At 65.7% G+C, this 350-nt stretch carries 1 pseudogene; it reads left to right on the top strand.

Annotation, left to right across the window (positions count from 1 at the left end):
- Window positions 1-350, top strand: a pseudogene (locus EN853_RS33330) (glycerol-3-phosphate dehydrogenase); the annotation flags it as partial.

A 350-nucleotide genomic window follows, 5' to 3' on the forward strand; every position in this document is an offset into this window, starting at 1 on the left:
GGCCGCTCTACGACGACAACGCCGACAATCCGAGCGCGGTGACGCGCGACTATATCTTCGAGCTTGACGCGCCGTCCGGCCATGCGCCGCTGCTCTCGGTGTTCGGCGGCAAGATCACCACCTTTCGCAAGCTCGCCGAGCACGCGCTGGACCGCATCGAGCCGTTCTTTCCGAAGATGGGCAAGGCGTGGACGTCCGGTGCGCATCTGCCGGGCGGCGACATCGCAAATGCCGATTTCGAGCAGTTCCTCGGCGATCTCGGCCGCGACTACCCCTGGATGCCGGCGTCGCTGCTCAAGCACTATGGCCGGCTCTACGGCACGCGCACCCGTTCAATCGTCGGCAATGCC

This window comes from Mesorhizobium sp. M1C.F.Ca.ET.210.01.1.1 (genome assembly GCF_004791585.1).
Classification (GTDB): Bacteria; Pseudomonadota; Alphaproteobacteria; order Rhizobiales; family Rhizobiaceae; genus Mesorhizobium.